Origin of the sequence: Streptomyces harbinensis (genome assembly GCF_900116145.1) — a bacterium.
Lineage (GTDB): Bacteria > Actinomycetota > Actinomycetes > Streptomycetales > Streptomycetaceae > Streptomyces > Streptomyces carpaticus.
In genome coordinates this window covers 198,737-221,998 of sequence record NZ_FPAB01000008.1, presented here as the reverse complement: position 1 = coordinate 221,998, position 23,262 = coordinate 198,737, and the positions used below count along the sequence as shown (strand labels likewise).

Annotated in this window: 18 protein-coding genes; 9 read left to right on the top strand and 9 right to left on the bottom strand. The window is 72.7% G+C overall.

Annotation, left to right across the window (positions count from 1 at the left end; all coding sequences use genetic code 11):
* Window positions 1-136 precede the first annotated feature (136 nt).
* From BM385_RS21635 to BM385_RS21625, 3 genes are all read right to left on the bottom strand, one after another.
* The gene (locus tag BM385_RS21635) at window positions 137-1,345 is read right to left on the bottom strand and encodes an ROK family transcriptional regulator (protein ID WP_093844085.1); all 1,209 of its coding nucleotides are present in this window, start codon (window positions 1,343-1,345) and stop codon (window positions 137-139) included.
* Window positions 1,342-1,644, bottom strand: coding sequence for an SGM_3592 family protein (locus BM385_RS21630; protein WP_051131262.1), 303 nt, complete (start codon window positions 1,642-1,644; stop codon window positions 1,342-1,344). Before BM385_RS21630 ends, BM385_RS21635 begins: the two co-directional genes overlap by 4 nt.
* 106 nt (window positions 1,645-1,750) lie before the next feature.
* Window positions 1,751-2,713, bottom strand: a complete 963-nt coding sequence (locus BM385_RS21625) for a TerC family protein (RefSeq protein WP_093844084.1) — start codon at window positions 2,711-2,713, stop codon at window positions 1,751-1,753.
* A 234-nt stretch (window positions 2,714-2,947) separates the two neighbouring features.
* Here BM385_RS21625 and BM385_RS21620 point away from each other — a divergent pair, with 234 nt between their 5' ends.
* Window positions 2,948-4,177 carry an MFS transporter gene (locus BM385_RS21620; protein ID WP_158687222.1) on the top strand — a complete coding sequence of 410 codons (1,230 nt, stop codon included), beginning with the start codon at window positions 2,948-2,950 and terminating at the stop codon, window positions 4,175-4,177.
* On the opposite strand, the gene BM385_RS21615 is transcribed toward BM385_RS21620, so the two are convergent.
* Entirely contained in the window at window positions 4,161-6,509 is a 2,349-nt protein-coding gene (locus BM385_RS21615; RefSeq protein ID WP_254791696.1) for a glycoside hydrolase family 95 protein, read from the bottom strand. The two genes, BM385_RS21620 and BM385_RS21615, sit on opposite strands and share 17 nt — an antisense overlap.
* A gap of 36 nt (window positions 6,510-6,545) precedes the next feature.
* Window positions 6,546-6,914, bottom strand: a complete 369-nt coding sequence (locus BM385_RS21610) for an ATP-binding protein (RefSeq protein WP_019434511.1) — start codon at window positions 6,912-6,914, stop codon at window positions 6,546-6,548.
* A gap of 199 nt (window positions 6,915-7,113) precedes the next feature.
* On the opposite strand from BM385_RS21610, the gene BM385_RS21605 reads away from it, so the two are divergent.
* Window positions 7,114-8,004, top strand: a complete 891-nt coding sequence (locus tag BM385_RS21605) for a Sco1979 family transcriptional regulator (RefSeq protein ID WP_051131163.1) — start codon at window positions 7,114-7,116, stop codon at window positions 8,002-8,004.
* 1 nt (window position 8,005) lies between these two features.
* A complete protein-coding gene (locus tag BM385_RS21600; RefSeq protein WP_019434509.1) occupies window positions 8,006-8,242 on the top strand; it encodes a DUF397 domain-containing protein in 237 nt (78 codons plus the stop codon).
* 63 nt (window positions 8,243-8,305) lie between these two features.
* On the opposite strand, the gene BM385_RS21595 is transcribed toward BM385_RS21600, so the two are convergent.
* A complete protein-coding gene (locus tag BM385_RS21595) occupies window positions 8,306-11,260 on the bottom strand; it encodes a glycoside hydrolase family 2 TIM barrel-domain containing protein (RefSeq protein WP_093844081.1) in 2,955 nt (984 codons plus the stop codon).
* Window positions 11,261-11,545: 285 nt separating this feature from the next.
* Between BM385_RS21595 and BM385_RS21590 the strand changes: the two genes are divergently transcribed.
* Window positions 11,546-12,358, top strand: a complete 813-nt coding sequence (locus BM385_RS21590) for an SGNH/GDSL hydrolase family protein (RefSeq protein ID WP_093844080.1) — start codon at window positions 11,546-11,548, stop codon at window positions 12,356-12,358.
* Between the two features lie 44 nt (window positions 12,359-12,402).
* On the opposite strand, the gene BM385_RS21585 is transcribed toward BM385_RS21590, so the two are convergent.
* Together BM385_RS21585 and BM385_RS21580 are read right to left on the bottom strand one after the other, a co-directional pair.
* Window positions 12,403-13,698 carry an SWIM zinc finger family protein gene (locus BM385_RS21585; protein WP_093844079.1) on the bottom strand — a complete coding sequence of 432 codons (1,296 nt, stop codon included), beginning with the start codon at window positions 13,696-13,698 and terminating at the stop codon, window positions 12,403-12,405.
* Window positions 13,695-16,523: an SCO1167/SCO6262 family helicase gene (locus tag BM385_RS21580; RefSeq protein WP_093844078.1), complete on the bottom strand. Its 2,829-nt coding sequence runs from the start codon at window positions 16,521-16,523 to the stop codon at window positions 13,695-13,697. Before BM385_RS21580 ends, BM385_RS21585 begins: the two co-directional genes overlap by 4 nt.
* A 167-nt stretch (window positions 16,524-16,690) precedes the next feature.
* Between BM385_RS21580 and BM385_RS21575 the strand changes: the two genes are divergently transcribed.
* The 4 genes from BM385_RS21575 to BM385_RS27320 all read left to right on the top strand — a co-directional run bounded on the left by BM385_RS21575 (window position 16,691) and on the right by BM385_RS27320 (window position 19,753).
* Window positions 16,691-17,818: a fatty acid desaturase family protein gene (locus BM385_RS21575; protein WP_254791694.1), complete on the top strand. Its 1,128-nt coding sequence runs from the start codon at window positions 16,691-16,693 to the stop codon at window positions 17,816-17,818.
* A gap of 43 nt (window positions 17,819-17,861) precedes the next feature.
* On the top strand, window positions 17,862-18,044 hold the full coding sequence (locus BM385_RS21570; protein ID WP_019434503.1) for a tail-anchor membrane protein: 183 nt from the start codon (window positions 17,862-17,864) through the stop codon (window positions 18,042-18,044).
* Window positions 18,045-18,247: 203 nt separating this feature from the next.
* Window positions 18,248-18,640, top strand: a complete 393-nt coding sequence (locus BM385_RS21565; protein WP_019434502.1) for a roadblock/LC7 domain-containing protein — start codon at window positions 18,248-18,250, stop codon at window positions 18,638-18,640.
* Window positions 18,641-18,739: 99 nt separating this feature from the next.
* On the top strand, window positions 18,740-19,753 hold the full coding sequence (locus BM385_RS27320; protein WP_175543071.1) for a DUF6397 family protein: 1,014 nt from the start codon (window positions 18,740-18,742) through the stop codon (window positions 19,751-19,753).
* 23 nt (window positions 19,754-19,776) lie between these two features.
* Here BM385_RS27320 and BM385_RS21550 read toward each other — a convergent pair whose 3' ends face one another.
* Window positions 19,777-22,290 (bottom strand): DEAD/DEAH box helicase, encoded by a 2,514-nt coding sequence (locus BM385_RS21550; protein WP_093844075.1) that lies wholly within the window; start codon window positions 22,288-22,290, stop codon window positions 19,777-19,779.
* 126 nt (window positions 22,291-22,416) lie between these two features.
* Between BM385_RS21550 and BM385_RS21545 the strand changes: the two genes are divergently transcribed.
* Window positions 22,417-23,202 (top strand): metal-dependent hydrolase, encoded by a 786-nt coding sequence (locus tag BM385_RS21545; protein ID WP_026047544.1) that lies wholly within the window; start codon window positions 22,417-22,419, stop codon window positions 23,200-23,202.
* Window positions 23,203-23,262 lie beyond the last annotated feature (60 nt).

The following is a 23,262-nucleotide window of genomic DNA, read 5'->3' as shown; positions in this document are numbered from 1 at the left end:
GGTCGGACCGCCCGCCGCCCGCTCCACGCGAGGACGGCGGATCGGGCCACGGCAACCCCACCGGGCCCGATCCGGCCCGCGCAATCGCCGCATCGGCGTCCGCGACCCGCGCGGAAAACCGGCGCGCTCCCCACCACTACGCCAACGCGCCCTCCAGCGCGAAGGTCGCCGCACCCAGCGACACCGGATTGCCTTCGACCGGCGACAGCACGATCTCGGCGCGCGCCGCCGGACGGCCCAGAGCGTACCGGTCCACCGCCTCGCGCACCGCCGTCAGCAGCGCCGCCCCGAACTCCCGCGCCACCCAGCTGCTCAGCACCACGACCTCCGGATCCAGCAGATTCACCAGATCCGCCACCGCCGCGCCCAGCTGATCCGCCCAGACCTCCAGCACCCGCAGCGCCACCGGATCCGCCGCCCGGCAGCCGGCCGCCAGCGCCGCGATCACGGCCGTCTGATCGCCCGCCCGCGCCGCCGCGGCGTCCGGCGCCAGCTCCGTCAGCGTACGGATGATGCCCGGCGCCCCCACATAGCTCTCCACACAGCCGCGCCGCCCGCAGCGGCAGACCCGGCCGCCGTGCACCAGCGTGGTGTGCCCCCACTCCCCGGCGCCGTTGGACGCGCCCCGGTGCACCGCGCCGCCCAGCGCCAGACCGGCACCGACCCCGGTGCCCAGATTGACCACCACCGCGTCCTGCCGCCCGCGCGCCGCGCCGAACCACAACTCGGCCACCGTCGTGGCCCGCAGGGGGTTGTCCAGATACAGCCGGTACGGGATGCGGCGGGTGAGCAGATCCAGCAGCGGCACCTCGCGCCAGTCCCAGTTGGCGGCGAAGACGGAGACCCCGCCCTCGCGGTCCACCATGCCCGGCATGGTCACGCCTACGCCCAGCACCGGTGCGCCGGCCGGAGCGCCGTCGTCCGCCAGCAGCCGCCCGACGGCCCGCGCGATCCGCTCCACCACACGAGCGGGGCCGTCCTCGCCCGGGGCCGGCGCGAGCCGGGTGCTCGCCCGCACCCGCAGCGTGAGGTCGAACACTTCGGCGTGCACATACGTCTCGGCCACATCGACGCCGATCAGGGTGCCGCCCGCCGGGTCGGCCGCGAGCAGCGCGCGCGGCCGGCCTCCGGCGGAATCCTCGAAGCCGGCCGCCCGCACCATGCCCAGCCGGTGCAGCTCACCGGTGACCGTGGCCACCGTCGCCTGGCTGAGCCCGGTGGCGGCGGCCAGCTCGGGCCGGGAGACGGGGCCGGCGGCCAGGACCCGGCGCAGCACCCGGTAGCGATTGGCGGTGCGGATGTGCCGCGAGGAGCGCTGCGCCGGCACACCCTCGGCGCCGCTCACTCCTGTCCGTCGTCCTTGTTCCGGCGGCGGAACCAGCGGCGCTTGCGCGGTCGCTGGGCCCGCTGCCGCCGCCGGGCGGAGCTGAAGATCCAGCCCGCCGGCGGCTCGTCCGAGCGCCACGGCTGCGGAGCCGGGGCCTCGTTCTTCCAGCGTTCGGTCAGCATCCTGGTCCGCGCGGTGGGCTCGGACACTTCGGCACCTCGCACGAAGTTCTCGTCCAGCACCACGTCGTCCCAGCTGTCGCGGCCGGGCTTTTCCTCATCGCCCGGCTCGCCTCTGCCCTCAGGCCCCGTCCCCATGACCCGCCTCCCGTCCCGCCGACTGCGTCCGGACGTCACACCCAATGGAGTAAACGTTCCATTGTCCTGTCGTGTTCCTGCCCGGCCCGCACCCTACCGAAGACCCTCAGGAGCCGTTCTTCGAACCCTCCCGCTCCTTCCGCGACGCGTACAGCGAGGTGATGGTCGTGATGGCCAGCACCCCGATGATCACCGACAGGGAGAGCGGGATCCCGATCTCGGGGACGTGGACGCCGTTCTCGTGCAGCGCGTGCAGCACCAGCTTGACGCCGATGAAGCCGAGAATGATGGACAGCCCGTAGGACAGGTGCACCAGCTTCCGCAGCAGGCCGCCGATGAGGAAGTACAGCTGCCGCAGCCCCATCAGGGCGAAGGCGTTGGCGGTGAAGACGATGTACGGGTCCTGGGTCAGGCCGAAGATCGCCGGGATCGAGTCCAGCGCGAACAGCACATCGGTGCTGCCGATCGCCAGCATCACGATCAGCATCGGGGTGACCAGCCGCCGGCCGTTCTCCACGATCCACAGCTTGGTGCCGTGGTACTGGTCGGTGGCCGGCAGGCGCCGCTCGATCGTCTTGAGGAAGCGGTTCTCCTCGAACTCCTCCTCCTCGTCCTTGCGCGCGTCCTGGATCAGCTTCCACGCGGTGTAGATCAGGAACGCCCCGAAGATGTAGAACACCCACGAGAAGGTGGAAATCAGGGCCGCACCGGCGGCGATGAAGATGGCCCGCAGTACCAGGGCGATGAGCACACCCACCATCAGTACCCGCGACTGGTACTGAGCCGGTACCGAGAACTTCGCCATGATCAGTATGAAGACGAAGAGATTGTCCACACTGAGGGACTTCTCCGTGATGTAGCCGGCGAAGAACTCGCCCGAGGCCTGGCCTTCCCCGACCACGGCGAGCCCGATGCCGAACAGCACCGCGAGCACCACCCAGAAGATCGACCAGCTGGCCGCCTCCTTGAGTGTGACTTCATGGGGCTTGCGCCCGAAGAAGAAGTCGACAGCGATGAGAGCGCACAGCACCACGATGGTGAGCGCCCACATGGGCAACGAGACGTCCACTGATCCTCCGGTATATCCGTCGTCCCGCCCATCCTGCCTGACCGCAGGCATTGACCCGGAATACCCCCGGAATCACTCCCATGTGGTTCGCATCGCACACACATACGGACCCTGGTGTTTCCCCTGATGTCATCCGTTGTTCACCCGGATATCCGGGGGAGCGTTCAAAAAGGACACTACGCCCGCGGTGAAAAGAAGATGCGGCCCCCCGGGAGGGCCGGAATGATGCGCACCATGGGACACAGTGCCGCGGGGCTGCGGAGCTACGGCGAGATCTTCCGGGTACCGGGTGCCAAACGGTTCATCGCGGCGGGCATGATCGGCCGGATGCCGTCCTCGATGCTCAGCCTGGGCACCGTGTTCCTCATCACCGCGGTCACCGACAGCTATGCCACCGCCGGCCTCGCCTCCGCGGGCGGCGCCCTGTGCTACGCGCTGGTCGTCCCGCAACTCGGCTACCTCATCGACCGGTTCGGCCAGCGCCGGGTGCTGCGCCCGCTGGCCGCCGCCTTCGGCACCGCCGGCGCGCTCTTCCTGCTCGCCGCCCAGCTGGAGGCACCCGTGTGGCTGCTGTGCGCCAGCGGAGCCGCCTTCGGCGCCTTCATGCCCCCGCTGGGCGCCCTGGTCCGCGCCCGGTGGAGCCACCTCGCCGAACGCGACGGGGGCGGCCGGCTGCTCAAGTGCGCTTTCTCCTTCGAATCCGTCGCCGACGAGCTGATCTGGGCCGTCGGCCCGCTGGTCGTCGCCTTCGCCGTCCTCGTCCACCCCGCCGCCGGCGTGGCCGCCGCCGCGCTCACCGGCGTCACCGGCTGCCTGCTGCTCGCCGGCCAGCGCCGCACCGAGCCGCCCGTCGCCGCGCCGCAGAAGGTACGCACCCGGGCCATCGCCGCCCCCGGCATGCCGTGGATGTGCGCCGTCTACCTGTTCACCGGCGCCATGTTCGCCGCCTTCGAACTCGCCACCATCGCCTTCGTCGAGCACTACGGCGAAACCTGGATGACCGGCGCCGTCCTCGGCACCTACGCCATCGGCAGCGCGATCGGCGGCCTGTGGTACGGCGCCCGCGACTGGTCCCTGCCGCTGGACCGGCTCTTCCTCCTCGCCATCGCCTCGGTGGTGGCGGGCATGGCCCCGCTGTGGGCCATGCCCGGTGTCCCCGCCCTCTGGGGGATCTCGCTGTTCGCCGGCATCCTCACGGCCCCCGCGATCATCGCCGGCTACAGCCTGGTCCGCGAAGGGGTGCCGGCCCACATGCTCACCGAGGGCCTGAGCTGGCTCTCCATGGCGGTCGGCGTCGGCCGGGCGGCCGGCGTCGCGCTGACCGGCCTGGTGATCGAACACCACGGCCCGCGCTGGGGCTACGCCCTCGCCCTCGGCCTCGGCGCCTGCGGGGTGGCCATGGGGCTCAGCGGCGCCCGCACCCTGCGCACCATGGCCACCACCCGGCTCACCCGTGCGGCGTGAGCCGGTAGACCTCCCCGGCCCGGGTCGCGAACACCGTCACCCCGTCCGCGTCCCGCTCGGCGGCCACCTCGGCCCCGTCCCGCGTGACCGTCACCGGCACCGCCGTGCGCACCCGGGCCGTGGCACCGGTCCGGGAACCGATCTCGGCCCCGGTCAGTGTCCCGCCCGACCAGGACAGCGAAACCTCGAACCCGCCGCGCGCCAGCAGCCCGCGCACCCGGCCCTCCGGCAGCGCCCCCGGCAACGCGGGCAGCAGCTCCAGCTCCGCGCCGTGGCTCTGGAGCAGCCACTCGGTGATCCCTGCGGTCGCCCCGAAATTGCCGTCGATCTGGAACGGCGGATGCAGGTCGAAGAGGTTCGGCGCGGTCCGCTCCGGTGTCAGCTGATCCGTCAGCAGTTTGTACGAGCGGTCCCCGGCCGCCAGCCGTGCCCAGAAGTTGATCTTCCAGCCCAGTGACCAGCCGGTCCCCGCGTCACCGCGCTGCTCCAGCGTCACCCGCGCCGCCTCGAACAGCTCCGGCGTGTGCCGGGTGATCTGCGCCCCGGGATGCAGCCCGTACAGATGGGAGACGTGCCGGTGCCCCTGCTCGGGGGCGTCCGCGTCCCAGTCCTGCTGCCACTCCTGCAACTGCCCCCGGGACCCCACCCGCATGGGCGGCAGCCGGTCGGCGGCGGCCCGCACCAGGCCCCGCAGCTCCTCGTCCAGCCCGAGCACCCCGGCGGCGGCGTCCACCGCGCCGAACAGGTCCCGCACGATCTGGTTGTCCATCGTCGGCCCGGCGCACAGGGTGCCGCCCGGCCCCGGGTGGTGCTCGTTCTCCGGCGAGATCGACGGGCAGGTCACCAGATGACCGGTCCCCGGATCCTCCACCAGCGCGTCCAGGAAGAACCGCGCCGCCTCGGCCAGCACCGGGTAGTCGTCCCGCAGCCGCCCGGCGTCCCCGGTGAAGCGGTAGCGCTCCCACACCGCCAGCGCCAGCCACGCACCGCCGGTGGGCCACATCCCCCAGGTGGTGCCGTCCACCGGCGCCGTGCCCCGCCACAGATCCGTGTTGTGGTGCGCGACCCAGCCCCCCGCCCCGTACATCTCCCGGGCGCTGCGCGCACCGGTGACCCGCAGGTCGTGCAGCAGGGCGAACAGCGGCTCCCAGCACTCCAGGAGGTTCGCCGGGCCGGCCGGCCAGTAGTTCATCTCCGTGTTGATGTTGATCGTGTACTTCGAGCCCCACGGCGGATCGGTCAGGTCGTTCCACAGCCCCTGGAGATTGGCGGGCTGGGTGCCGGGCCGGGAGCAGGAGATCAGCAGATAGCGGCCGAAGTGGAAGTACAGCGCGGCGAGCTGCGGATCGGCCGTGCCGTCCCCGAAAGCCGCCACCCGCTCGTCGGTCGGCAGGGCCGCGGCCGGCGTCGCCGGGATCTCCAGCGCCGCCCGGCCGAAGAGCGCCGCGTGATCGGCCACATGACGCTCCACCAGCTCCGGGTACGGCCGCCCGGCCGCCTCCGTCAGATCGCCCAGCGCCCGGGCCGCCGGATCGGCGCCCAGATCCCGCCAGTCGACGTGGTTGGTGCCCACCGCGATCAGCAGGGTCACCGCGTCCGCGCCGGACACCCGCAGCACCCCGTCCGCCGACGACACCTCACCACCGGCCGGCAACGCCCGCACCAGCGCCCGGAACCGCACCGCGCCCGCCACCCCGGAGGCGTCCCCGCCCCGGCCGTCCAGCGCGATGGCCCTCCCGTCCGGGGAGAGCGCCGTGGCCGCCATCGGCGTGTCGAAGGACGCGGTGAACCCCACCGCTCCGGGCGCGTCCGCGCTCAGCCGCACCACGATCACCTGGTCGGCGGCGCTGGCGAACACCTCCCGCCGGTGGCGTATCCCCTCCCGGACGAACTCCACCGTGTGCACCGCCCGGGCCAGATCCAGCTCCCTGCGGTAGCCGGTGGCCTCCCCGGACCCGCCTCCGGGGGCGTCGAACGCCAGTCGCAGACTGCCCACCGTCTGATAGGGCATCTGCTGGACCGGCACGCCCATCACATCCGACTCCAGCAGCCGGTGCGCCGCCTCCCTCTCACCGGCGAAGACCAGCTCCCGGGCCCTGGGCAGCGCGGCGGCGGCCCGCGGATTGTCGTAGCGGTGCGGCCCGCCCGCCCACACCGTGTCCTGGCTGAGCTGCAACTCCTCGCTGTCGATGCCCCCGTACACCATCGCGCCCAGCCGGCCGTTGCCCACCGGCAGCGCCTGGAGCCAGGCGGCGGCGGGACGCGGATACCACAACACGTACGGGGAGCCACTGCGCTGCATGCCGAACCTCTCGGTAAATGCGGTACGCACGCCCTCGGGCCACCCCGCCGGCCGGTGGGGCGCCGCTCAGCGCGCGGCCGGGCCGATCGCCAGGTCGGCCCAGACTACGTGTCCGCTTCCGGCGTCCCGGGGCCGTACCCCCCACACCTCGGCCAGCGTGCACACCAGCAGCAGACCCCGGCCGCCCTCGTCCTCCATGGTGGCCGCCGTGGGCATCCCGACCGGGCCCGCACCCGCGCTGGACACCGCGATCCGCAGCAGCGATCCCAGTATCCGCACCTCGCAGCCCACCGACCGGCTGCCGGTGTGCCGCAGCGCGTTGGTCACCAGCTCCGAGACCACCAGCTGGGCGTTGTCGGTCAGCTCCACCGGCGAGCGCCACTCGGTGAGCTGGGCGCGGACCCGGCGCCTGGCCTCGCCGACGGAGGCGTCCACGGCGGGCAGCTGGAAGCTCAGACGCTCGCTCCCGAGAAGGGAGGTGTCATAACGCTCTAAGGGCTGAGCGTGTGAGGAGGAAGCCACCCCCATACTCTGCGTGTTGACCGTCGCATCCGGCAAGGGGCATCCTGCAAATTACAGAACCGTTGATATCACTCTGTTGTACTTGCCCGCGGCCGTGGCACACTGCTCTGCGATGACAGGCGTTGGATGGGGGCGGGCAGTGGCAGGAACGCCGGGCGCGGCACCGACCGCCCTGCGAGTGGTGCTGGGCAGACGGCTCCAGGACCTGCGCGAGGAAGCGGGCTACACCTTCGAGGAAGCAGCCGCCGCACTCGACGTCACCCACGCCACCATCCGCCGGATGGAGAAGGCACAGGTCGGCCTCAAAGTGCCCTATGTGGAGAAGCTGCTGCGGATCTACGGGGTCACCACCACCGAGGAGATCGAGGGCTTCCTCAACCTCGCCCGCGAGGCCAACCGGCCGGGCTGGTGGCACCACTACCGCGATGTACTGCCCGAATGGTTCAGCGCTTTCGTCAGTCTGGAGGCGGAGGCCGACCAGATCCGCGCCTACGAACCGCACTACGTCCCCGGGTTGCTCCAGACCGAGGCCTACGCCGCCACGGTGCTGCGCTCCGGCATGCCGCACGCCCCGGCCAGCGAGATCGACCGGCTGGTCGCGCTGCGGCTCGCCCGCCAGGACCTGCTCCAGCGCAAGCAGCCACCGCTGCTGTGGGTCGTGATCGACGAGACCGTGCTGCGCCGCCCGTTCGGCGGTCCCAATGTCATGCGTGCCCAGATCTCCCGCTTGATCGAGGCCGTCGCCGCACCCCATGTGCGGCTGCAGATCATGCCGTTCAGCGCGGGGCCCCACCCCGCGATGTACGGCCCCTTCCACCTCTTCCGGTTCCCCATCCCCGAACTGCCGGATGTCGCTTGTGCGGAGAGCCTGATAGGCGCCGCGTACTTCGACCAGCGCGAGGATGTCTCACAGTTCCGGGAAGCACTGGACCGGATGTGCGCACAGGCCGCGCAGGTGCACCGCACTGAGGTCATCCTCAGTCGAATTCGCAAGGAGATCTGACATGGATGACATCTACAACGGCATGCCGGCCTCCCAACTGGCCACCGAGGGCTGGCGCAAGCCCTGGAGCGGCGGCAACGGCGGCAGCTGCGTCGAGGTGCTGCGGCTGGGGGACGGCCGGGTGGCGCTGCGGCAGTCCACCGACCCGGACGGTCCCGCGCTGATCTGCTCCGGCCACGGGATGGCCGACTTCATCCAGGCCGTGAAGTCCGGGGACGCCGACTTCCTGCTGGTCTGATCCGCCGCGGCCCGCGGCCACCGGGCAGGCCGCCCGGTGGCCGCGAGGCGCGCGACGGTGCCGTCAGTCCTCGCCGAGGACGCGCAGCACCACCGAGAAGGTGACCGGCGCGGGGGTGAGGTGGTACTGCGGCAGCGGGCCGGGGCCGCAGGACTGGGTGCCGATGCCGTGCTGGTCGGCGTCCAGGTGCACCCACACCGTGTCGCCCGGCGTCAGATCCGGGGTGTGCGCCGCCGCGTCCAGTTCCTCGGTGCTCCAGCGGCGCGCGGTGAACATCAGGGGCCGCTCACCGGCGGTCAGCCGCAGCCCCGGGCCCTGGGCGCCGGGCCGCTCGCGCAGTTCGGCCCAGCGGACGTCGATGCGGGCCCCGTTCTCCTGGGGCCGCACATACGGGGTGTGCAGCCCGTCCACGGTCGCCTCCCAGCGGCCGGTGCGGGCGGCGGCGCGGGTGTCCGGGTACGCCTCGCCCGGGCCCCCGCCGTACCACCGGACGTGGCCGAGTCCGGCCGGCAGCCCGAGCCGTACCCCGAGCCGGGGCAGCGGCACCCGCCAGTCGCCCTCGGGCGTCACCTCCACCTCCAGCCGCAGCTCTCCCTCCCCGGTCGCGGTCCAGCGGTGGACGGCGAGCAGCCCGGCGTCGGTGGCGGCCGGGGCGACCCGGGTCCGTACGGTGAGCGTGTCGCCGTCCGCGCCGACGGCGTCCACCCGGTGCCGGATCCGGTGCAGGCCCAGCTCGCGCCAGCGCTGGGCGAGGCGGGTGCCCTCCTCCCAGGCCATGCCCTCGTCGTTGTCGGTCGGAGCGCGCCACAGGTCCAGCACCGGACCCCGGTGCAGGGTCAGGCCGCCGAGCGACCGCAGCTCGCCGGAGGCGGCGTCGAAAACGGCGGAACCGAGCGTCCAGGTGGTGCCCTCCCGGCGTGCGGCTACGGTCGGCGCTCCGGCGCTCGGTGCGACGCGGGGGCGCGCGGAGTCCACGATCTGACCCCAGGCCACCTCGTGCCCCGCCGGTGCCCAGGCGGCGTCGGCGGCCAGGGCGGCGGTCACCGTCCAGATGCCCTCGCCCGCCGCGTCACCGGCGGGCGGTTCGGGCAGCGGAACCTGTGCCGTGGCGCCGGGCACCACCTCGGGAACGGCCAGCTCGCCGGAGGCGAGGAGGACACCCTCGGCCTCGTACCGCCAGCCGAAGCTGAGATGACCCAGACCGAGGAAGTCGTATCCATTACGGATCGTGATCGTCCGCTCGGCGCTGTCGCCGCTGATCGTGACCGGTTCGATCACCTTCTTGTACTCGATGAGCCCGGGGGAGGGGGTGCGGTCGGGGAACACCAGGCCGTCGCAGACGAAGTTGCCGTCGTGCAGTTCCTCGCCGAAGTCACCGCCGTAACCGAAGTACGGCTCCCCGTCCGCCGTTTGCACCGGCAGGCCGTGGTCGATCCACTCCCACACGAACCCGCCCTGGCAGCGCTCATAGGTCTCGAACAGCCGCTGGTACTCGCTTAGCCCGCCGGGCCCGTTGCCCATCGCGTGCGCGTACTCGCACAGCAGGAACGGCAGCGACGCCCGGTGCGCTTCCAGCTCCGGGTCCTCCAGCGGCTCCTCGGCGCGCCGCCCGATCCGCTCCACCTCCTCGTGCGAGGCGTACATCCGGGAGTAGAAGTCCGAGTCGCGGTAGGTGGGGTCGTTCTCGTAGTGCACGGCCCGGGACGGGTCGCGCTCGCGGATCCAGGCCGCCATGGCACCGAGCCCGTGACCGGCGCCGCACTCGTTCCCCAGCGACCAGATCACCACGGACGGGTGGTTCTTGTCGCGCTCCACCATGCGCTGGGCCCGGTCGAGCAGGGCCGGGACGAAGCGGTCGTCGGCGACCGGGTTGCCGCGCCAGTCGGGGAAGTAGCAGAAGCCGTGGGTCTCCAGATCGGCCTCGTCGATCACCCACAGGCCCAGCTCGTCGCAGAGGTCGAGGAAGGCGGGGTGCGGCGGGTAATGGCTGGTGCGGACGGCGTTGATGTTGTGCCGCTTCATCAGTTCGATGTCGGCGCGCATGGTCGCCTCGTCCACGGCGCGCCCGGTGTCCGGGTGGAACTCGTGCCGGTTGACGCCGCGGAAGAGGATCGGCTTGCCGTTCGCCCGGAAGAGTCCGTCGCGCACTCCGACGGTGCGGAAGCCGATGCGCAGCGGGATGCGCTCGCCGGGGGTGGCCAGTTCACCGGTGTACAGCCGGGGGTGTTCGGCGGACCACGGCTCGGCCGGGACCCGTACCTCCTCGCCGGTGGCGATCTCGATGCCCAGTTCGGGGACGGTCACGGTGCCGGGCGTGCCGGACTCGACGCGCAGGACGCCCTCGCCGGTGGTGTGGTCGTAGCCGGCGTGGGTGAAGAAGTCGGCGGGGGAGTGCTCGGGGCGGTGCAGCAGGGTGACGTCCCGGAAGATGCCCGGGAGCCACCACATGTCCTGGTCCTCCAGGTAGCTGCCCGCCGACCACTGGTGGACGCGGACGGCGAGGACATTGCCGGTGGGCCGCAGCAGCGGGCCGACCGCGAACTCGTGGGGCAGCCGGCTGCCCTGGAAGGTGCCCAGTTCGGTGCCGTTGAGCCAGACGCGGGCGCAGGACTCCACGCCCTCGAACCGCAGGACGCTCTCCCCGCCGGCCGGCCAGTCGGCGGGCAGGTCGAAGACGTGCCGGTGGTCGCCGGTGGGGTTCTCGGTGGGGACGCGCGGCGGATCGACCGGGAAGGGATAGCTGACGTTGGTGTACGCCGGGGCGCCGTGGCCCTGGAGCACCCAGTGGCCGGGGACGGTGATCCGGGTCCACTCGTTTGGGGTGAGGTCGGCGTCGTCGGCGATGAAACCGGTGTCCGCGCCCTCGGCGGTCGGCGAGAGCCGGAAGTCCCAGGTCCCGCCCAGGTCGTGGCGGGCGGCGTCGGAGGTGGCGTACCAGGCGCGGGCGGGCAGCGAGCCGGTGCCGGGCGAGGGCTGCTCGTAGTAGGGGAGCGGAGCGTCCTTGGGCCGGGTGTCCATGCGTCTCCTCAACGGCGTGGCGGAGCCCGTCCGCACGCGCCGTGATGTTGATATGTGTTCTGCGTTGTTCGGTCACGCTAGAGCGCTCCCGGACTTCCGACAACCCCTGGGGAAAGTCGGAAATCCGACAAGAGGCACGCACCGGCCACAACCTTCGCCCCCTGTGGGTCGTTGGACGTCACGCGCCGGTAATCCCCTTGGCATGGCCGTGACTTGTGCCGGGTACAGCGCAGGCGGAGTGATCCGCCGACCCAATCCCCCCACAGACCTTCCTTGGGAGGCTCCATGAAGATGCGCCGCATGGTGAAGGTGGCCGCTACCGCGGCCCTCGCCCTGTGCGTCACCGCCCTCGGCCCGGCCGCCGCGTCCGCCCAGGACACCCCTGGCGCGGCGGCGACCGCCTATGTCGCCCTCGGGGACTCGTACTCCTCGGGCGTCGGCGCCGGCAGCTACGACAACGACAGCGGCGACTGCCGCCGCTCCACCGTCGCCTACCCGCAGCTGTGGGCCGACGCCAACGCCCCGTCCTCCTTCGACTTCACCGCCTGCTCCGGTGCCCGCACCACCGATGTGATCGCCACTCAGCTCGGCCCGCTGAGCGCGAGCACCACGCTGGTCAGCATCAGCATCGGCGGCAACGACGCCGGGTTCGCCGACACCATGCAGACCTGTGTGCTCAGCGGCACCAGCGCCTGTCTGTCGGCCGTCGCGACGGCCAACCAGTACATCACCGACACCCTCCCCGGCCGGCTCGACGCCGTGTACGACGCCATCCGGGCCGCCGCGCCCAACGCCGAGGTGGTCGTGCTGGGCTACCCGCGGATGTACGAACTCGGCGGCAGCTGCGTGTTCGGCATCAGCGAGGAGTCACGGGCCGCCATCAACAGCGCCTCCGACAACCTCAGCGAGGTCACCGCCAAGCGGGCGGCGGATCACGGCTTCGCCTACGGCGACGTCCGCCCGGCCTTCACCGGTCATGAGATCTGCTCGTCCGACCCCTGGCTGCACAGCGTGACCCTGCCGGTCACCGACTCCTACCACCCCACGGCCGCCGGCCAGTCCGGTGGCTACTACCCCGTCATGGAGGACCTGGTCTGACCGACCGGCACAGGCCGCCCCGGAACCACGGGGCGGCCCACCCCTCATGCCAGGTCGGCCCCCGCCGCCTCCCGGGCCGTCAGCAGCGCCGCGGCCGGATCACCGGACGGCGCGCCCGCCGGAGCCCACCGCCCGGCCTCCCGGCGGAACGGCCACCACCGGCCGTCCGCCCCGTACCGCACCTGCGTCCCCTCGCCGACCACCGTCCAGTGCGTACCGGACGCCCGCAGCCTCGGCCGCTGCGCCGTATCGTCCGCCCACGCGCCCGCCAGTTGCGCGAGGGCGCCCGGCGGAGCCGCGGCCGGGGGGTCCTCCAGCACGGCGAGTCCGGCGCTGCCACCCGCCCGCCAGGCCCGAACCGCCAGCCGCAACTCCCCGGCCGAGCGCCGGCAACCGCGCGCCAGCCGCGCCGCCACCGGCTCCGGCGGACCGGCCGCCGCCAGCCGCACCGCGTCCTGCCACACCCCGTACCCGGCCGGCACCGGCTGCCCGGCGTGGTCGGGGCGCAGCGCGAGTGCCAGCAGCACCCGGGCGCGATCCGCCGCGTCGGCCGCCAGGAACTCCAGCGCCGCCGGGTCCACCTCGCCCGGGTCGCAGGGCACCAGCGACGGCGGCGTCCCCGTCCGTTCCACCGGCGGCGGCGCGGCGGGCAGCGGCGGATCGCCGCCCTGCGCCGCCCGTGCCGCGTACCGCTCCGACGCCCGCACCCCGGCGGGCGCTTCCCCCGCCGCCGGCTCCCGGGCCGGTGCCGAGGCGGCCCGTACCTCGCGCAGCAGCGTCTCCTCGTCCCGGCCGCGCAACAGCAGCAGAATCCACGGGTCCTCGTCCAGCAGCCGCGCCGCCTGGTAGCACAACGCCGCCGTGTGCACGCAGTGATCCCACTCCCCGCACTCGCACTCCGGCTCCAGATCGCCGATGCCGGGCAGCAGATCCACCCCGGCCGCCGCCGCGTCCGCCACCAGATGCGGCGGCATCTCCCGGTCCAGCAGCGCCGCGAGGTGCCCGGCCTCGCCCGCCACCACCGCGAGCAGCCGCCGCCACTCGTCCGCCGACAGCCGGCGCAGCGTCACATCCGCCCGCCGGCCGGTGCCGTCCCGGTCCCGGACGACGGCGGTCAGCCGCCCCGGCCGCACCGACACCGCGCCCACCGCCCCGGACCGGGCCGTGCGCCGGCCGGCCGCCATCACGGCACCCTCCAGCGCGGAATCCTCCACGGCCCGCTGCCAGCCGACCCCCCACCAGCTGTGGGCGAACCCCCGCCCCCGGGCGGGCGGCAGCGCCGCGAACACCCGCTCCGTACCGCCGGCGGCGGCCTGCTCCGGCTCCTCGTCCCAGCTCATGACACCCTCCGCAGGGTCACCAGTTCGGCCAGCTCGGCATCCGTCAGCTCGGTCAGCGCGGCTTCCCCCGCCCCGCCGAGCACCGCGTCCGCGAGCGACTGCTTGCGCCGCAGCAGCGCCGCGATCCGGTCCTCGACCGTTCCCTCCGCGATCAGCCGGTGCACCTGCACCGGGCGGTCCTGCCCGATCCGGTACGCGCGGTCCGTCGCCTGGGCCTCGACGGCCGGGTTCCACCAGCGGTCGAAGTGGACGACGTGGTCGGCCCGGGTGAGATTGAGCCCGGTCCCCGCCGCCTTCAGCGACAGCAGGAACACCGGTACCCCGCCGCCCTGGAAGTCACGCACCAGCTCCTCGCGACGGGCCACCGGCAGCCCGCCGTGCAGCAGCGCGCACGGCACCGACCGGGCGGCCAGATGCTCCTGGAGCAGCCGCGCCATCCGCACGTACTGGGTGAAGACCAGCACCTGGGAGCCGGCGGCCAGGATGTTCGCCAGGAGCTCGTCGAACGCCTCCAGCTTTCCGGAACGCCCGGCCAGCCGGGGCGTGCCCTCCTCCTTGAGGAACTGCGCCGGATGGTTGCAGATCTGCTTGAGGGAGGTCAGCAGCTTGACGATCAGCCCGCGCCGGGCGGCGCCCTCCGCGCCGGAGATCTCGGCCAGCGTCTCGCGCACCACCGCCTCGTACAGACCGGCCTGTTCGGGGGTGAGGGAGACGGTCCGGTCGGTCTCGGTCTTGGGCGGCAGCTCGGGCGCGATGCCGGGGTCGGATTTGCGGCGGCGCAGCAGGAACGGGCGGACGAGGGCGGCCAGCCGGTCGGCGGCGGCCGGATCGGCGCCGGATTCGACGGCGTCGGCGTAGCGGGTGCGGAAGGCGGTCAGCCGGCCGAGCAGCCCGGGGGTGGTCCAGTCCAGGATCGACCACAGTTCGGTGAGGTTGTTCTCCACGGGGGTGCCGGAGAGCGCGACCCGCGCCCGGGCGGGGAGGGTGCGCAGGGCCCTGGCGGTGGCGGAGGTGTGGTTCTTGACGTGCTGGGCCTCGTCCGCGACCAGCAGGCCCCAGTCGGTGGCGGCCAGTTCGGCGGCGTCCAGCCGCATGGTGCCGTAGGTGGTCAGCACGAACCCGTCCTGCGCCGGTGCGCTCAGGTCGCGGGTGCTGCCGTGGTAGCGGTGCACGGGGGTGCCGGGGGCGAACGTCTCGATCTCCCGCTGCCAGTTGCCGAGCAGCGAGGCGGGGCAGACGACCAGGGTCGGTCCCGGATGCTCGCCGGTGGCCTGCCGGTGCAGATGGAGGGCGATGAGGGTGATCGTCTTGCCCAGGCCCATGTCGTCGGCCAGCACCGCGCCCAGGCCCAGCGAGGTGAGCCGGTGCAGCCAGCCCAGGCCGCGCAGCTGGTAGTCGCGCAGGTGCGCGGCGAGCCGCGCGGGCTGGGGGACGGGCCGGTGGAGCGGGCTCTCGGGGTCGGCGAGTTGGCGGCGCAGCTCCTCCAGCGCACCGGTGGCCCGTACCTCGATGCCCCGCTCGTCCCGGTCGTCGCTCTCCAGCCGTCCGGTGAGCGCGGCGCGCAGCCCTTCCACGGCGGTGAGCTTGCGGTCGGGGCGGTCCCGGGCCCGGCGCAGCGCCTCGGGGTCGACCAGCACCCACTGGTCGCGGAGCCGGACCAGGGGGCGGCCGGATTCGGCGAGGCGGTCGAGTTCGGCCCGGGTCAGCGGGGTGTCGCCCAGCGCGAACCGCCAGTCGAAGGCGGTGAGCGCGCCGGGGGAGAGGAGGGAGGATCCCGGGCCGGCGGGCGGGTGGTCGGCGGAGCCGACGACGGCGTGGGTGGTGAGGGTACGGACCAGGTCGCGCGGCCAGTGCACCTGCACACCGGCGGCGGTCAGCGCGCGGGAGACGGGCGCGCCCAGGAGTTCGGCGACGTCCTCGTCGGCGAGGTCCACGGCGTCGGGGACGGCGGCGGACAGCAGCGGGGTGAGGGCGTTCCAGGCGGTGGCCGCGCGGCGCAGGGTGAGGAGGGCGTCGGTGCGGGCGCCGGGGGAGAAGGCGTGGGCGGGTGCGGTACCGGCGAAGAGCCGGGCGGCGTCGGTGACGACGGTGGGGTCGGTGAGGCTGTGCAGTTGGGCCACGGCCCGGAAACGTGTGCGCTCGGTGCCGAGGCCGGATGCCTCCACCCGCAGCGAGAGCCGTACCCCGGCGTCGTGCCCCGCGGCGACCTCGGTGGCCCAGGTGCGCAGCGCGGGGCGGCGCTCGGTGGTGCGGGCGGCGAAGGCGGGGCCGCCGGCGGCGAGCGCGGCGGCGGGGGTACGGGGCAGGGTGTCGGCGACGGCGTCGAGGAACGCCCGCAGCAGCTGGTGCGGTGCGGGCAGCCGGGGTGGCGCGGCCGGATCCTGGGCGGGCAGCGGGACGGCGTGGGCGTGCACCGGCATGGCGTCGGCGAGTGCCCGCAGCCGTTCGGCGTCGGCGCTCTCCAGCGGGCCGAGCCGCCAGGCGTCGTACTCCTCGGGGCTGAGACCGGGCAGCAGCCGCCCGCGCGCGGCGAGTTGCAGGGCGAGGACGGCGGCCCCGCCCCAGAACGCGGCGGAGCCGGTGCCCGTGGTCCTGGCCCGGGTGAGCAGCGGCAGCGCGTCGCCCACCGGCAGGACGAGGGCGGGGACCGTCACCGTTGTCACGGTGCCGTCCTCGGCGGGCAGGACCACCGTCAGGTCCCGGGGTTCGGCGGTGACGGACGGGGGCAGCCGGGCGGGCAGCTCGGGAGAGGAGCCGTCGGGCCGCCAGAACGCCACCTCGGAGGCGCGCGGGGGATCGGCCGGGAGAAAGACGGCGGCGCTCATGCGTTCCTCAAAGTTGACTAGCTGGCGGGGCAGCGGCCGAGGGTACCCCATAGCCGCCAACGGGCGGAAACCCCACGAGGGGGGTGGGGCTGGGTACACCATGGCCGGGGGGTTGTGGCATAGGTTCTTCACAACGGAACCGCCCACCACGTACCGGAGTTGCCGCCATGCCCGAAGCGCCGGCCACCGCTGTGACCGCACCCGCGCCCGTCCCCGCCGCCACGGCGGCACCGGGCACCCCGCACGGCGACGAGTTCGGTCCGCTGCTGCGTCAGGTCAAGGGGCAGGGCCTGCTGGAGCGGCGGACCGGCTGGTACGCGATCGGCATCGGCGTCAACGCGATCGCGCTGGCGGCGGTCGCCGGCGCCATGGTGGCGCTGGGCGACACCTGGTGGACGCTGCTCCTCGCCCTGCCGCTGGCCCTCTTCTCCACCAGGACCGCGTTCATCGGACACGACGCCGGACACTCCCAGATCGCCTCCACGCGGGGCACCAACCGGCTGATCGGGCTGATCCACGGGAATCTGCTGCTGGGCATGAGTTCGGCCTGGTGGAACGACAAGCACAACCGTCACCACGCCAACCCCAACCACCTCGACAAGGACCCGGACGTGGGGGTCGGGGTGATGGTGTGGACCGCGCACCAGGCGGAGAAGCGCGAGGGCTTCGGCCGCTGGCTCACCCGCAACCAGGCACGGCTCTTCTTCCCGCTGCTGCTCCTGGAAGGCATCGCGCTGAAGGTGTCCAGCGTGCAGATGGTGCTCTCCGCGAAGGGCTGGGAGCGACAGGGGCTGCGCCCCCGGCTGATCGAGGGGCTGCTGCTCGCGGCGCACTTCACGGGGTACGTCCTGCTGCTGGGGGCCGTGCTGTCGCCGGGCAAGGCGGTGGTCTTCGCCCTGATCCACCACGCGCTGTTCGGACTGCACCTGGGTTCGGTCTTCGCCCCCAACCACAAGGGCATGGAGATCCCCGGTTCCGAGGACCGCTGGGGCCATCTGCGCCGCCAGGTCCTCACCTCGCGCAATGTGCGGGGCGGGCTGGTGACCGACTGGCTGATGGGCGGGCTCAACTACCAGATCGAGCACCACCTCTTCCCGAGCATGGCCCGTCCCCATCTGCGGCTGGTCCGCCCGCTGGTGCGGCACTACTGCCGCGAGGCGGGTGTGAAGTACACCGAGACCGGGCTGCTCGACTCCTACCGGCAGGCGCTGACGCACATGCACGCGGTGGGTGCGCCGCTGCGCGCAGGGCGTGCCGGGGGCGGAACGGGGGACACTGGGAGTGCGTTCAACTGAGGGCGGCGGTGCGCCGTCCCGCGCGGCGGAGAGGAAACGGACGATGTCGACAGGTGGCAAGGTCGCGATCGCGGGGATCGCCGCGGGGCTCGTGCTGTGGTGGCTGACCAGCTTCTGGATCGCGGCCCTGGTGATCTTCGGGGTGCCGGCGGCGGCGTATCTGCTGCTCGACCCCTCGCAGCGGCGCCGGGTGCGCCGAGTGGGGCGCAAGGAGCTGGGGCGCTGAACCCGGTGGCGCCCGCGGGGCGCCACCGTCCGGTCACGGTGTGAGATCCCTCATGGCATGTCCGTGAGGGCACCCGCTCGTGCGGCCCCGGAGGGCAAACGGTACGGTCCCTTCCGGATAGCGCTGAGATCAGGTGGTTGCCGACGGCCTCTTACTGGGGAAGGCTGACACAGCAGTCGCCTTACGAGAAGGGGGAGCTGGGGATGGCACTGAGCACCACACTCGACTGGATGCTGGACGATCTGGTGAAGCGCCTGCCGCGGGTGCGGCACGTCCTGCTGCTGTCCAGCGACGGACTGGTGACGTCGGTCAGCCAAGGGCTCAAGCGCAACAGCGCCGAGCATCTGGCAGCGGTGGCCTCCGGATTGCACGCCCTCGCCAAGGGGGTCGGAGAGCACTTCCGCAGTGGCGGGGTCCGGCAGACGATGATCGAGTTCGACGACGGCGTACTGCTGGTGACGGCGGCGGGCGACGGGAGTTGTCTGTGCGTCCTGGCCGGGTCGGACGCGGACATCGGGCAGGTCGGCTACGAGATGACCCTGCTGGTCAACAAGGTCGGCGAGCACATGGGCCTTCCGGCTCGCGAGACGCCGTAGTCACTCCATGGAGTGATAACGGGACAGATTGTTGCGCTGGGTGATGGCGCGGCCTACTCTGATGACAGAGCGTAGTCAGAGTGACGGAAGAAGGCCCCCATGTCCCCCCACACCACCCAGCCGCACACCGAGCCGTCCACCCCGGGGGAGCGCGGCGGGATCGCGCCGCCCCACCACCCGGCCCAGCCCTCGCCGGCCCAGCCCTCGCCGGCCCAGCCCTCGCCGGCCCAGCCCTCGCCGGCCCGGCCCTCGCCGGCCCGGCCCGGCATCGTCACCGCGGCCCCGCCGCTGCTCGGCGGGGAGGACGACGTCCGGCCGCGCCCCGGCGATGTGCCCACCGGAGCCTGGACCCGGGGCACGCGCACCGTCGCCCGGGAACTGGGCCTGCGCCGCCATGAGTTCGAGGCGGCGATCGAGCTGGGCGCACTGCCCACCCTCCCCTGCGCCGGGCCGCCCTGGCGCCGCAGGGTGCCGCGCGCCGCGCTCGACCGGCTGCGCGGGGACCGCCGCACCCGCGCCGGGCTGCGGGACCGCGTCCACCTGGTCAACGCCACCGACGGCGCCGCGCTGCTCGGCATCAGCACCGCCCGCTTCACCCGGCTGGCCAGAGGCGGCTGCTTCAGCCCGGTCGGCTTCCACCTCAACCGCTACCAGGCCCTCGTGTGGCGGTACTCCGCCCGTGAGCTGCGCGACTTCGCTGGGTACTGCCCCCATTTGCTGCGCGGCCGGGCGCCGGACGGGCTGCGCAGGGCGCTGGCGGCCGGCACGGACTGGCGGCCCAGAAAATGGCGGGGCCGCCGCACCGCCCTGCTGGCCCGGCAGGCCACCGGCCCCTGGGAGAAAGCCGCCGTGCCCGCCGCCCTCCTGGAGCCACCGACGCTGCGCGAGCTGGTCCCCGACCCCGAGGAACGCACCCGGCTGCGCCTGCTGCGCCCGCCGCTGCTGCCGGCCGACCCGGGAGGCACCCGCACGGACCGGATCCGGGAGATCCTGCGGGCCACCGACCCGGACGAGATCCGCTGGTACCGGTCCCTGCTGGGGCGCCACCTCACCGAGGCCAGGGCCGCCCGTCCCGCACCCGGAGAGGAGCCGGCACCGTGCACCGCCCGATGACCGGCGCGATCAGCCGCGCGGGGTCACAACTGCCCGACGTCCACCACCTGCAGGACGGCCCGTCCCTCGGCGTCGGACGCCGTGAGATCCACCTCCGCCGTGATGCCCCAGTCGTGGTCACCCGCCGGATCCGCGAACGTCTGCCGCACCCGCCACAGACCGTCCTCGGGCCGCTCCTCGATGCTCAGCAGCTTGGGCCCCCGCGCGTCGGGGCCGGTGCCCAGCTCGTCGTACTCCTCCCAGTACGCGTCCATCGCCCGGGCCCACCGCTCCGAATCCCAGCCCGCCTCGCCGTCCAGCTCCCCGAGTTCGGCGGTGCGGTCCCAGGCCGCCAGCTCCACCCGCCGGAACAGCGCGTTGCGCACCAGCACCCGGAACGCCCTGGCGTTCGCGGTGACCGGCTTGACCTGATCGGCCCGCTCCTGCGCCTGCTCCGCGTCCTCCTCGGCCGGATTGGCCAGCTGCTCCCACTCGTCCAGCAGGCTGGAGTCCACCTGCCGGACCAGCTCGCCCAGCCACGCCGTGATGTCCTGGAAGTCCTCCGACTTCAGATCATCGGGGACGGTGTGCTCCAGCGCCTTGTAGGCGCCGGCCAGATAGCGCAGCACGATGCCCTCGGTGCGGGCCAGTTCGTACGTGGAGACGAACTCGGAGAAGGTCATCGCCCGCTCGTACATGTCGCGCACCACCGACTTGGGCGACAGCGGGTGGTCCCCGACCCAGGGGTGGCTCCTGCGGTAGACGCCGTAGGCGTGGAACAGCAACTCCTCCAGCGGCTTGGGATAGCTGATGTCCATCAGCCGCTCCATCCGCTCCTCGTATTCCACCCCGTCCGCCTTCATGGCGGCGACCGCCTCACCGCGCGCCTTGTTCTGCTGGGCCGCCAGGATCTGCCGCGGATCGTCCAGGGTGGACTCCACGACCGACACCATGTCCAACGCGTAGGAGGGAGATTCCGGGTCCAGCACCTCGAAGGCCGCGAGGGCGAAGGTGGACAGCGGCTGATTGAGCGCGAAGTCCGCCTGGAGATCCACCGTCAGCCGGACGATCCGGCCCTGCGCGTCCGGCTCCGGCAGCCGTTCCACCACCCCGCCGTCCAGCAGCGAACGGTAGATGGCGATCGCCCGCCGGATGTGGCGCAACTGCGCCCGGCGCGGCTCGTGATTGTCCTCCAGCAGCCGCCGCATCGCCTCGAAGGCGTTGCCGGGGCGGGCGATGACCGACAGCAGCATCGCGTGCGTGACCCGGAAGCGCGAGGTCAGCGGCTCCGGTTCGGAGGCGATCAGCTTCTCGAAGGTGGACTGGGACCAGTTCACGAAGCCCTCGGGTGCCTTCTTGCGCACCACCTTGCGGCGCTTCTTCGGGTCCTCGCCCGCCTTGGCGAGCGCCTTCTCGTTCTCCACCACGTGCTCGGGTGCCTGTGCCACCACGAAGCCCGCCGTGTCGAAGCCGGCCCGCCCGGCCCGCCCGGCGATCTGGTGGAACTCCCGGGCCCGCAGCACCCGGACGCGATTGCCGTCGTACTTCGTCAGCGCGGTGAAGAGCACCGTGCGGATCGGCACATTGACCCCCACGCCCAGGGTGTCCGTACCGCAGATGACCTTCAGCAGCCCGGCCTGCGCCAGCTTCTCCACCAGCCGCCGGTACTTGGGCAGCATGCCGGCGTGGTGCACCCCGATGCCGTGCCGCACGAACCGCGAGAGATTGCGGCCGAAGGACGTGGTGAACCGGAAATTGCCGATCAGCGCGGCGATCTGGTCCTTCTCCGCCCGCGTGCACATGTTGATGCTCATCAGGGCCTGGGCCCGCTCCACGGCCTGCGCCTGCGTGAAGTGCACGATGTAGACGGGGGACTGGTGCGTCTCCAGCAGCTCGGTGAGGGTGTCGGTGAGCGAGGTGGTGCGGTACTCATAGCTGAGCGGCACCGGACGGGTGGCGGAGCGCACCACCGCCGTGGGCCGTTTCGTACGCCGGGTCAGGTCCTCCTCGAACCGCGACATGTCGCCGAGCGTCGCGGACATCAGGACGAACTGCGCCTGCGGCAGCTCCAGCAGCGGGATCTGCCACGCCCAGCCGCGGTCGGGTTCGGCGTAGAAGTGGAACTCGTCCATCACCACCTGGCCGATGTCCGCCTCGGCGCCGTCCCGCAGCGCGATGGAGGCCAGCACCTCGGCGGTGCAGCAGATCACCGGGGCGTCGGCGTTGACCGAGGCGTCCCCGGTGAGCATCCCGACGTTCTCGGTGCCGAAGATCTTGCACAGGTCGAAGAACTTCTCCGAGACCAGCGCCTTGATCGGCGCGGTGTAGAAGGTCACCTCGTCCCGGGCCAGCGCGGCGAAGTGCGCGCCGGCCGCCACCAGGGACTTGCCGGACCCGGTCGGCGTGGACAGGATGACGTTCGCCCCCGAGACCACTTCGATCAGCGCCTCCTCCTGAGCGGGGTACAGGGAGATCCCCCGCTCTTCGGCCCATGACGAGAACGCGTCAAAGAGGGCATCGGGATCGCTGTCGGCAGGCATCTGATCGATAAGGGTCACCGTCCCATACTGCCTGCACCCGGCGGTGAAACCGCAACCGGCTGCTCATCCCAAGATCACATGGGACTACGCTGAGCCGCCAACAGAACTGCACAGACGACGAGTAGAAGGCGGGGGCGCTGCCAAATGATGGGACCGGCGCATTCACTGTCCGGCGCGATGGCCTGGCTGGGGGTGGGCCTCGTAGCCGCCGCCGCGGACCATCCGATGCCCTGGCCCGTCCTGCTGGCCGGGACACTGATCTGCGCGGGCGCTGCCCTCGCACCCGACCTCGACCAGAAGGGCGCCACGATCTCGCGCGCCTTCGGCCCACCCTCCCGATGGCTGGCCGGACTGATCGACAAGCTCTCGGTGACCGTCTACAACGCCACCCGCGGCCGGCGCGACCGGCGCCGCACCGGCGGACACCGCACCCTCACCCACACCTGGGTCTGGGCCCTGCTCATCGGCGCCGGCTTCTCGGCCGCAGCCGTGCTCTTCGGGCGCTGGGCCGTGCTCATCATCCTCTTCATCCACATGGTGCTCGCCGTGGAGGGGCTGCTGTGGCGGATGGCGCGGATGTCAAGCGACGTCCTGGTGTGGCTGCTCGGCGCCACCAGCGCCTGGATCCTGGCCGCCGTCCTGGACGAGCCCGGTAACGGTTCCACCTGGCTGTTCGCCGAGCCCTATCTCTGGCTCGGCATCCCCATCGTGCTGGGCGCCATGGTGCACAACCTCGGGGACGCCCTCACCATCTCCGGCGTCCCCGTGCTGTGGCCGCTGACCATCAAGGGCCGCCGCTGGTACCCCATCGGCACCCCCTCCTTCATGCGCTTCAAGGCCGGCGCCTGGGTGGAGAACAAGGTGCTGATGCCGGTCTTCATGGTGGTCGGCGCCGCCAGCGGCATCGGCGCCCTGGTCCTGGCCGCCTGACCCACCCCCCGCCGCCCCGACTCCCGGCCAGGAGCACGGAGCCCGGAAACGGGCGGCCCG

What these genes read in the sequence shown, in the direction of transcription:
- BM385_RS21570 (WP_019434503.1), top strand. Translation starts at nt 17,862, where the DNA reads ATGTCGACAGGTGGCAAGGTCGCGATCGCGGGGATCGCCGCGGGGCTC.
- BM385_RS21575 (WP_254791694.1), top strand. Translation starts at nt 16,691, where the DNA reads ATGCCCGAAGCGCCGGCCACCGCTGTGACCGCACCCGCGCCCGTCCCC.
- BM385_RS21590 (WP_093844080.1), top strand. Translation starts at nt 11,546, where the DNA reads ATGAAGATGCGCCGCATGGTGAAGGTGGCCGCTACCGCGGCCCTCGCC.
- BM385_RS21605 (WP_051131163.1), top strand. Translation starts at nt 7,114, where the DNA reads ATGACAGGCGTTGGATGGGGGCGGGCAGTGGCAGGAACGCCGGGCGCG.
- BM385_RS21545 (WP_026047544.1), top strand. Translation starts at nt 22,417, where the DNA reads ATGATGGGACCGGCGCATTCACTGTCCGGCGCGATGGCCTGGCTGGGG.
- BM385_RS21585 (WP_093844079.1), bottom strand. Translation starts at nt 13,698, where the DNA reads ATGAGCTGGGACGAGGAGCCGGAGCAGGCCGCCGCCGGCGGTACGGAG.
- BM385_RS21595 (WP_093844081.1), bottom strand. Translation starts at nt 11,260, where the DNA reads ATGGACACCCGGCCCAAGGACGCTCCGCTCCCCTACTACGAGCAGCCC.
- BM385_RS21620 (WP_158687222.1), top strand. Translation starts at nt 2,948, where the DNA reads ATGGGACACAGTGCCGCGGGGCTGCGGAGCTACGGCGAGATCTTCCGG.
- BM385_RS21580 (WP_093844078.1), bottom strand. Translation starts at nt 16,523, where the DNA reads ATGAGCGCCGCCGTCTTTCTCCCGGCCGATCCCCCGCGCGCCTCCGAG.
- BM385_RS21630 (WP_051131262.1), bottom strand. Translation starts at nt 1,644, where the DNA reads ATGGGGACGGGGCCTGAGGGCAGAGGCGAGCCGGGCGATGAGGAAAAG.
- BM385_RS27320 (WP_175543071.1), top strand. Translation starts at nt 18,740, where the DNA reads ATGTCCCCCCACACCACCCAGCCGCACACCGAGCCGTCCACCCCGGGG.
- BM385_RS21565 (WP_019434502.1), top strand. Translation starts at nt 18,248, where the DNA reads ATGGCACTGAGCACCACACTCGACTGGATGCTGGACGATCTGGTGAAG.
- BM385_RS21600 (WP_019434509.1), top strand. Translation starts at nt 8,006, where the DNA reads ATGGATGACATCTACAACGGCATGCCGGCCTCCCAACTGGCCACCGAG.